Genomic DNA, 8,983 nt, shown 5'->3' with positions numbered 1-8,983 from the left:
ACGCGCCCGCCGTGAGCCTCGACAAGGGTGCGGGTGATGGATAACCCCAGTCCCATGCCCTGGGACTTGGTGCTGAAGAACGAATCGAACAGCTGCGGCAGATGCTCGGGGGCGATGCCCGGTCCGCGATCGCGAACCACCAGTATCAATCGATCCGCGTCGTGTTCGACGGACACGGCGACCGCACGTCGCGCCTCGGGCAGGCCGTTGGCCGCATCCATGGCGTTGAGCGCCAGATTGATGAGCACCTGCTGGATCTGGATGCGATCACCGAGCAGGAGAGGGGCGGTCGCGGCTAGTCGCAGGTCGAGCGCCACCCGGCACCGCCGCGCTTCGGCGCGCAGCACGGGCTCCAGCTCGCGGATCGCCTCGTTGAGATCGAAGGGATGCCAGTCGACGGGCTGCTTGGCAAGCAGCGCCCGCAGGCGGCGGATGACCTCGCTGGCCCGCAAGTCGTCCTGACGAATGTCGGCCAAGATTGCGCGGAGTTCGTCACGCCGATCCGCACCGGACGCGAGCAGGAGGTCGGCGGCATCGGCGTTGCTCAGAATCGCGCCGAGGGGCTGGTTGATCTCGTGAGCAATCGCGCCCGTCAACGCCTCAGCGACCGCCAGCCGCGAGGCATGAGCGAGTTCACAGCACTGTTGATATACGGCCAGCTTCATGCGGCGGCGGTGACGGCGTTCGAACAGGAGTCCGGCGATCAGCCCAGCCTGCACCAGGAAGACGACAGTGGCGACAACTGTTTCGGTGGCATATTGCTCCAGGAGCGTCGGGGACTTGAATCGCACGATGGCGTCGTCCGGAATTGCATCGGTCGGCAGGCCGACGAGAAACTCGGCGTTTAGCTCCGTCGATTTAGCCAGTGTCTCGCGCAGGTCGGCTTCGAATTCGAGATTCGCCGGCAGCAAGCGATGGTTGGAATAGAGGACACACGGTTTCTCCTCGGCCGAAACGGCCGGTACGAACAAGAGCCAGCACGCGACCCAAAGTCGAACAATCGATCTGTGCTTTGCCCGATACAGCTTGGAAGCGAAATCGAAACTGCGGCAAGCGCAACAGGGCATCATGTCCGTCGTCGATGCGTCACGCTAGACTGCAGCGGTAATCGCGCGGCGTCACGCCGGTCAGCCGCTTAAACGCCCTGGAAAAATGCGGTGCGTTCTCGTAGCCAGCGGCAAACGCAATGTCGGCGATGTTCAGGTCAGAATCAGCCAATAGGTCAGAGGCGATCGAGAAACGCGCCTCTTGAACAACTTGAGAATAAGTCAATCTGCATTGCGCCAGCCGACGCTGCAAGGTGCGCTCGCTCATGCCAACGATCTCGGCCACCAGCGACAGGGGCGGATGACCCTGCGCGAGATAGGGACGGATGAGTGCACGCACGGCGGTCACAAAGTCCCAGGCGTCGCCCAAGCCGAGTGGGGTTCGCGGTGGATTCGTCGGATCGTTGATATCATCGGAGGTTGACCGGCGGTCAATGCAGGTCTGCGCGATGTCGGCCGCCGCGACCAGTATCGAGCAGTACCGTTGACCGGTCAGGATGCGGGCGTTGCCGTACGCTTCCAGCGCGGCGTCCGAGGGCCGCCCACGCGAGACGAAAGTGATTTCGGCCGGGCACCAGTCAGGTCCTGCGGCACTGCGCACAATGTTGATGATCCCCACGATCGCTTTCCACTCAGCGAACCCGACAAAAGCACTGTTCTGAAAACCCTGTACTTCACAAACCACGCGTCGCTCGACGCCTTCACGGCGAATGTCGATCTTTAAGGCGCTGTTTTCCCGATGCGCCTGGTTGGACAGGGCCTCGATGCGGGAAAGTCCGGTGGAAGCCCCCATCACCGCACGCTGCACATCGTTATGGAGCGTACTGAGCGAAGCCGTGCGTCCAGCGAGGAAGCCGACTTCCATGATTCCAACCTCACGGCTCGACCGCCAAGCCCAGTCGAGGGCGCGCGGCAAGCTGACGTAAGCATCGGGCGTTTGTTCAATAAAAGCAGGGAGCCGCGAGTGCTCTAGCTCTCGCTCGACCGGCACGCCAGCCTCTCGGAGGACTTTGATATGATCGATCACATGCTGTGCCCTTACGACAGGGATATGCATGTTGCTGTCTCCGTGATGGGCTTGGACGGGGACGCCACGCAGATTGGCGTGAAATGGTTACATTGAGGCCATGAAGCCAGGCCGCATCCGAGGCCGATATGGTCATCACATGCGTTGCAAGCGGGGATCAAGTCTCCGACTCCATGCAGGTCACGATCAATCCCGGCTCACGAGCAAATAGGCCGGCAAGCGTGGTGGCGAGGATTTTGAAGAGGTCGTCTATAGAGGGCTTGGTGATTGAAATAAAGCCGGCGACATGTTCAGGCCGCCGGCTTTGTTACTTCAATACACTACAACCGCTAGGGTGCTCGGCTACTCACCCGCGTGGCTGATGTGTTTCGCAGACTGCATCGCCTCGATCACCTGATCCAGGTTGTAGCTGGCCGGCATCTGCAGCGAGGGGAAGTCCCGATAGGTCTCGAGCTCCTTCAGCCACAGCAACTGCCCCATGGGCAGCAGGTTCCAGTCATAGATGTACGCCGTGCTTGGAGCCGCCAAGGCGCCGCCGTAGCCCAAGAGGGTTCCATCAACCGACGCGACCGACCGTTCGAAGGGATCACGCTTGAGGTTGCTGACATAGGTCCAGTGATAGGTGGTTGGAGGATTGAACGCCTCCGTCGCATTGGAAGAAATCATCGTGTAGTAGAACTTCCAGTTCTTGTACCGCACCGCCGAAGGATCTTTACCCGTGTAGTAGAAGAACGTATCGCGTGCCGAATCGGACTTGCCTTCCAGGTAATCCCGCTGATCGAAGCCGTCGAGCGTGGTCTTGACGATGCCGGGGTACTTGCCGGCCTCAATCTGCTTCTTCAGGGCATCACCCGCAGGCCCGCCGGCGATATTGACGAAGGTGGGCACCCAGTCCAGTGACGAGAAGATCTGGTCCGGGTTCGAGCCAGCCTTGACGTGCCCCGGCCAGCGCACGATCATCGGAGCACGCATACCGCCTTCCCAGGTGGTGAGCTTGCCGCCGCGGAAGGGCGTGATACCGCCGTCCGGGTAGGTGATCGTCTCGGCGCCATTGTCGGTGGTAAAGACGACGATGGTGTTGTCGAGCTCGCCCATGTCCTCGAGCTTTTTCAGCACGTAGCCGATGTTGTCGTCCATCTGCTTCATGCCGGCTTCGTTGATACCCCAGTCCTTGCCGCCCTTCTCGCCCAGCATGTCCATGTACTCGTCCGAGAGCATGGTGGTAACGTGCATGCGCGCCGGGTTATACCAGACGAAGAATGGCTTGCCGGTTTTCTCGGGGTCGTTGCGGTCGAGGAAGTCGATGACTTGGGCGGAGATCTCTTCGTCCACGGTCTTGGAGCGTTCGAGCGTCAGCGGCCCCATGTCCTTGCAGCTCTGGTTCTTTTCCGTGCCGTCCGAAGAAGTACAGTGGATGACAGGCCGTGGCGGGGTCATACAGAGTGCGGTCTTCGGATCCACGGCACCGGGCACCTCTGCGAGTCCCTTGACCGGGGTGTTCTTACAGGGCGGAACAACGGTCTGATCAGTCGGCGACTTGTTGATGTCGGGGAAGCTCACCCCTTGCATGGCATCGAGGTGATAGAGGTAGCCCCAGAACTCCTGGAAGCCGTGGGCCGTTGGCAGCGACGCCGATTTGTCGCCGAGGTGGTTCTTGCCGAACTCGCCGGTGTTGTAACCGAGATCCAGCAGGAATTTGGCCAGCGCGGGCGTGCCCGGCAACAGCGAACTGGTGGCACCCGGAAGCTGCGGCATGACCATGCCGGCGCGCAACGGATGCATGCCGGTGAAGAAGGCGGTACGACCGGCCGTGCAGCTCTGCTCAGCATAATAGGTCATGAACCGCGCGCCTTCATTCGCGAGGCGGTCGATGTTGGGCGTCTCCCCGACCATGAGGCCCTGATGGTAAGCTCCCACGTTCATGATGCCGATGTCATCGCCCATGATGAACAGGATGTTGGGCTTGTCACTGGGGTCGGCGGCCTGGGCGTTGCCGATGGTGAGACAGGCCGTTAGGGCCAGCATCGAGCCGGCGGTTTTGAGCCCCGCCATGGGGAGCAATTTCAGGGCCCTTCGTTCGTTGAGTCGCATGCGCACTATCCTCCGGTTTAAGAAGTGGTATCAGAGCCCCGCGCCCAAAGGCGGCGATGGGGTTAGGGTTGGCGACGAGGGAACTAAAGTAAATCGGGTGCTCGTTGCGGCTTCGCGGCTGTGATCGCGGCGTCGGTGGCGTCCAGCCATACGGTGCTGCGAAACGGGTTGGCCAGATAGGCAAGCCACTGGCTCTTCCCCAATGAATGAAATATCTGACTAATCCAGTCTGTCACATTGTCCTTGATAATCCCACCGCAACGGCAACAAGACTATCGGACAAAAGGGCAAGGGGATTTGCCCGAAAGGGCAAAAGCGAGCGTGATCGCGAATGCGGACTTGATCAATCGGGCAAGTATTGCAGCCGCTCAGCCAACCGGCCGAGTTCGGCGACTGAACTCACGCCCAGCTTTGTCATCATTTGCGCGCGCTGCATCTTGACGGTGCGTTCCGCGATTCCTAGCGCATCGGCGATCTGTTTGTTGAGTTGACCAGCGACGACGCGGTCGAAAACCGCTTGCTCGCGGGGCGTCAGCGTGGCAAAGGCGGCGCGCAATTGCTCCGCTTGCGCACGGGCCATGCGCTGGGCCGCGTCGCGGGCAAGCGCACGCTGGAGCGCGTCGAACAGGGCCTCGCGTTCGACCGGCTTGGTCAGAAAATCCACCGCCCCGGCCTTCATCGCCTGCACGCTGGCGGCCACGTCGGCGTAGCCAGTGAGAAAAACAACCGGCAGCGCATTGCTCTGGCGCCGCAGAGCGGCTTGCAGGTCGAGACCCGACGGCCCCGGCATCCGCACATCCAGCAGCACGCAACCGGGACCATCCGGCGGCGCCTGCAACAGGAAATCGCCGACTGAGGCGTAGCCGCGCGCGTTGAAGCCAGCCGCATCAAGCAACCGCAGCAGCGCCGTGCGCAGTGACTCGTCGTCATCGACGACGTGGATCAGGGGTGAAGGAGTGGTCATACCGGCTCCGGTGTGCCCGCGCCGTCGGCCGCTGGCCATTCGACCCGGAACACCGCACCCATGCCGGAACCCGATTCGGCCCAAACGCGCCCGCCGTGAGCCTCGACAAGGGTGCGGGTGATGGATAACCCCAGTCCCATGCCCTGGGACTTGGTGCTGAAGAACGAATCGAACAGCTGCGGCAGATGCTCGGGGGCGATGCCCGGTCCGCGATCGCGAACCACCAGTATCAATCGATCCGCGTCGTGTTCGACGGACACGGCGACCGCACGTCGCGCCTCGGGCAGGCCGTTGGCCGCATCCATGGCGTTGAGCGCCAGATTGATGAGTACCTGCTGGATCTGGATGCGATCACCGAGCAGGAGAGGGGCGGTCGCGGTCAGTCGCAGGTCGAGCGCCACCCGGCGCCGCCGCGCTTCGGCGCGCAGCACGGGCTCCAGCTCGCGGATCGCCTCGTTGAGATCGAAGGGATGCCAGTCGACGGGCTGCTTGGCGAGCAGCGCCCGCAGGCGGCGGATGACCTCGCTGGCCCGCAAGTCGTCCTGACGAATGTCGGCCAAGATTGCGCGGAGTTCGTCACGCCGATCCGCTCCGGAGGCGAGCAGGAGGTCGGCGGCATCGGCGTTGCTTAGAATCGCGCCGAGGGGTTGGTTGATCTCGTGGGCGATCGCGCCCGTCAACTCCCCAGCGACCGCCAGCCGCGAGGCATGAGCGAGTTCGCAGCGCTGTTGATGTACGGCCAGCTCCATGCGGCGGCGGCGGCGGCGTTCGAACAGGAGTCCGGCGATCAGCCCAGCCTGCACCAGGAAGACGACAATGGCGACACCCGTTTCGGTGGCATATTGCTCCAGGAGCGTCGGGGGCTTGAATCGCACGATGGCGTCGTCCGGAATCGCACTCGGGTCGATGTCCCACCGCTGGATCTGTCGCCAGTCGAGGTTTACGGCTGTGGGCGCAATCTCCGGCAAGCGCTGCGCGGCGGGTGCGCCGCCGGCAAGCCAGTCATTCACGAGGTGACCTACCTGCCGCCCCATGGCCGCGAAATTCGGCATGGAGCCACCGACGATGCCGGTGCCGATAAAGGTATCGAAAGGTCCGTACACCGGCGCGGCGGCGGCAGCGGCCATGAGCCCAACGGCTTCACGCGGAGAAAACAAGTGGCCGACACCGTCCTCGAAGTAGCCCGGCGTAAATACCACAGTATCGCCACCCAACGCACGCAGCCGTTGCAACAGCGCATCGGTCGGCAGGCCGGCAAGAAATTCGGTGGTGACTCGGTCCTGGAATCGCGACACATCAGAGCGCAACTCGGCTTCCCAGGCCCGATCCTGCGCGGAGACGCCCGTCACCACCAGCAGCCGTCGGGCGCGCGGATGCCAGCGCAGCGCAAGCTCAATGGTGCCTGGAAAATCGAATTTGATCGGAACACCAACCACATCGGCCGGCAGAGGTGGGCGCGATTGCAGGAACGACTGAGGAACCGCCCCGTGGATGACCGGGACCCGTGGAAACAGCTCGTCGCGATGGCGGAGCACGAACTCAAGCGCCCCCTTGCCCCCGACGACCAGCACGGACGGCGGTCGCAACGCATACTTCTCGTGCAGAAAGGCGGTCATGGCGTCCAGGTAGGACTCGCTGTCAAAACGGGGATAGTCGAGAAACTCGGCGTTCAGCTCCGTCGATTTAGCGAGCGTCTCGCGCAGACCAGCTTCGAATTCGAGATTCGCCGGCAGCAAGCGATGGTTCGAATAGAGGACGAGGACACACAGGTTCTCCTCGGCCGAAACGGCCTGCGCGAACAAGAGCCAGCACGCGACCCAAAGCCGGACAATCGATCTGCGCTTTGCTCGATACATCATTAAGGCGCGGCCTCGGGAGAAATAAGGGACAATTCAGCTCTTGGCTGCGCCGCATACTGTAGCGGGTGGGCGTGCTGATGACCAATACGGTGGACTGGACGTTTTAGGCCCTGGCTCCAGCCACCGCCGTGGCCCCGTCGAGCAAATACATGAGTGGCCGGGATCCGGGCCGACAACAGCCCATTCCATCCTTACGCTATCGGGCACTGGAGGCCATGACGAGTGCTTAGAACGCCTCAAGATCAGAAGTCAAAAACAAAAAATTCGAAGATCGCATTATACAAAATCGTGATTTTGTTGACGCTGAGTGCGCTCTGTCTGACTGATGTCTGGGCCGCCGTGCTGGTGCTGGAGGAACGCCCTCAAGGTCAGCGCGCCGAAGGCTATCTCTCCGTGTTGCGCGATCCAAGCGGTCGTCTGGACTTCGATCAAGTCCGTGAGCGATCCTTCACTCCGCTTGCGGGACAAGTGGGCTTTGGCTTTACCCGTGATGCGATCTGGCTGAAACTCGACGTGCATGAGAACGCCGGAGCCGTGAAGCCTGACAACGGTCACTGGTGGCTGGAAGTGGCTCTGCCGTCATTGGATGACCTGCGTCTCTATGTCCCTGATGCCGATGGCCACTATCAGATGACGCGCTCGGGCAATCACCAACCTTTTACCGAGCGCCCGCTCGCGCATCGGCTGTTCCTCTTTCCGCTCAAACTGCCCGGCCCCGGCACCTACAGCCTATATCTGCGCGTGTCGACCGGAGACAGTCTGGCCGTTCCCGTGCGACTGTGGGGATCTCAATCGTTGCGCGAGCGCATCGCGAACGAAAATCTCTGGCTGGGCATCAGCTACGGCATCATTTTGGGGATGCTGATTTACAACACCTTTCTCTGGAGCGTACTGCGCGATTCGCTCTATGGATTCTATGTGATCACCTGTCTGACCTCGTTGATGGTCATTCTCGAATTGAATGGCCACGCCTACCAATACCTCTGGCCAACGAATCTCTGGCTGGCCGATTATCAGCACGTTCTGTTACCCGCGCTGCATTTCATCGCCCTGTCCTGGTGGACTCGCCGCTTTCTCGATACCCTCAGACAGGCACCGGTTTTTGATCTGGCTTTACGCACGATCATGCTGGCCGCGCTGGGAATGATCGCTTTGGCGATCGCCGGTCAATATAGTCTGGGGAACCAACTGGCGTTCTGGGTCGGCGCCACCATGACGCTGCTGATCTTCGTCGCGACGCTGCGCGTTCTGTGGCGTGGTTATCGACCGGCGCGCTTGTTCCTCCTCGCCCAATTCGCCCCACTGACCGGCGCACTCGTAACTCTGGCGCGTGCGCTTGGGATCGCCCCTGATGCACTGTGGGCCGAACATGCCTTCCAGACAGGGGTTTCACTGGAAATGATGCTGTTCTCGCTCGCCCTGGCGCAGCGGATCGAATTGCTGAGACAGGAGAAGCAGCAGGCCCAGCAGCGGGCTGAAACCGATCCGTTGACTGGATTGTTCAATCGTGATGGGCTGTTGCGGCGGGTCAATGATCTGCGTGATCGACAGACACCCTATGCGCTGATGGTCGTGGATCTCGACCATTTCAAGCCCGTCAATGACCAACTGGGTCATGAAGCCGGTGATGCCGTGTTGATCGCGGTCGCCGAGCGGTTGCGCGCCCTGGTGCGTGCCGAGGGCGATAGTGTGGCGCGCATCGGTGGCGATGAGTTCGTGCTGATACTGCGCGGCATCACACAGGAAGCCGACGCGGGCGTTGTCGCCGCTAAACTGCTTAAGAGTCTGGCCTCCACTATACCGACTCCCGCCGGCGAAGCCCGTATCGGTGCGAGTATCGGCATGGCACTGGCCCCTACGGATGGACAACAGCTTAGCCGCCTGTTACAACCCGAATTATTCATAAAAAAGGGCGAATCTCGTTTAACCAATTGATAAAATTGGTGTTCCGCCAAGAACGCTTCGGAGAAGCTAAACGAGGTCGCCCATGCCCGAG

General features: G+C 61.4%; 6 protein-coding genes. 1 reads left to right on the top strand and 5 read right to left on the bottom strand.

Annotated elements, in window-relative coordinates; all coding sequences use genetic code 11:
* The 5 genes from GJ668_RS18835 to GJ668_RS18815 form a co-directional block, all read right to left on the bottom strand.
* The coding region (locus GJ668_RS18835; protein WP_246195008.1) for a sensor histidine kinase at positions 1-971 on the bottom strand (971 nt) is incomplete at its 3' end.
* Positions 972-1,086: 115 nt separating this feature from the next.
* Positions 1,087-2,103 (bottom strand): helix-turn-helix transcriptional regulator, encoded by a 1,017-nt coding sequence (locus tag GJ668_RS18830; protein ID WP_155451642.1) that lies wholly within the window; start codon positions 2,101-2,103, stop codon positions 1,087-1,089.
* 312 nt (positions 2,104-2,415) lie between these two features.
* The gene (locus tag GJ668_RS18825) at positions 2,416-4,164 is read right to left on the bottom strand and encodes an arylsulfatase (RefSeq protein ID WP_222930822.1); all 1,749 of its coding nucleotides are present in this window, start codon (positions 4,162-4,164) and stop codon (positions 2,416-2,418) included.
* Positions 4,165-4,507: 343 nt separating this feature from the next.
* The gene (locus GJ668_RS18820; RefSeq protein ID WP_155451641.1) at positions 4,508-5,128 is read right to left on the bottom strand and encodes a response regulator transcription factor; all 621 of its coding nucleotides are present in this window, start codon (positions 5,126-5,128) and stop codon (positions 4,508-4,510) included.
* A complete protein-coding gene (locus tag GJ668_RS18815) occupies positions 5,125-6,987 on the bottom strand; it encodes a sensor histidine kinase (RefSeq protein ID WP_246195007.1) in 1,863 nt (620 codons plus the stop codon). The genes GJ668_RS18820 and GJ668_RS18815 overlap by 4 nt, the downstream gene beginning before the upstream one ends.
* A gap of 288 nt (positions 6,988-7,275) precedes the next feature.
* Between GJ668_RS18815 and GJ668_RS18810 the strand changes: the two genes are divergently transcribed.
* On the top strand, positions 7,276-8,922 hold the full coding sequence (locus GJ668_RS18810) for a 7TM diverse intracellular signaling domain-containing protein (RefSeq protein WP_343032249.1): 1,647 nt from the start codon (positions 7,276-7,278) through the stop codon (positions 8,920-8,922).
* Positions 8,923-8,983 lie beyond the last annotated feature (61 nt).

It is taken from the genome of Allochromatium palmeri (assembly GCF_009720725.1).
Lineage (GTDB): Bacteria > Pseudomonadota > Gammaproteobacteria > Chromatiales > Chromatiaceae > Thermochromatium > Thermochromatium palmeri.
The sequence above is the reverse complement of the archived record's forward strand: the minus strand, read 5'-3'. Positions and strand labels throughout refer to the sequence as shown.

Excerpts from the sequence above, each read along its gene's own strand:
- GJ668_RS18825 (WP_222930822.1), bottom strand. The coding sequence starts at position 4,164 with ATGCGACTCAACGAACGAAGGGCCCTGAAATTGCTCCCCATGGCGGGG.
- GJ668_RS18820 (WP_155451641.1), bottom strand. The coding sequence starts at position 5,128 with ATGACCACTCCTTCACCCCTGATCCACGTCGTCGATGACGACGAGTCA.
- GJ668_RS18815 (WP_246195007.1), bottom strand. The coding sequence starts at position 6,987 with ATGATGTATCGAGCAAAGCGCAGATCGATTGTCCGGCTTTGGGTCGCG.
- GJ668_RS18830 (WP_155451642.1), bottom strand. The coding sequence starts at position 2,103 with ATGCATATCCCTGTCGTAAGGGCACAGCATGTGATCGATCATATCAAA.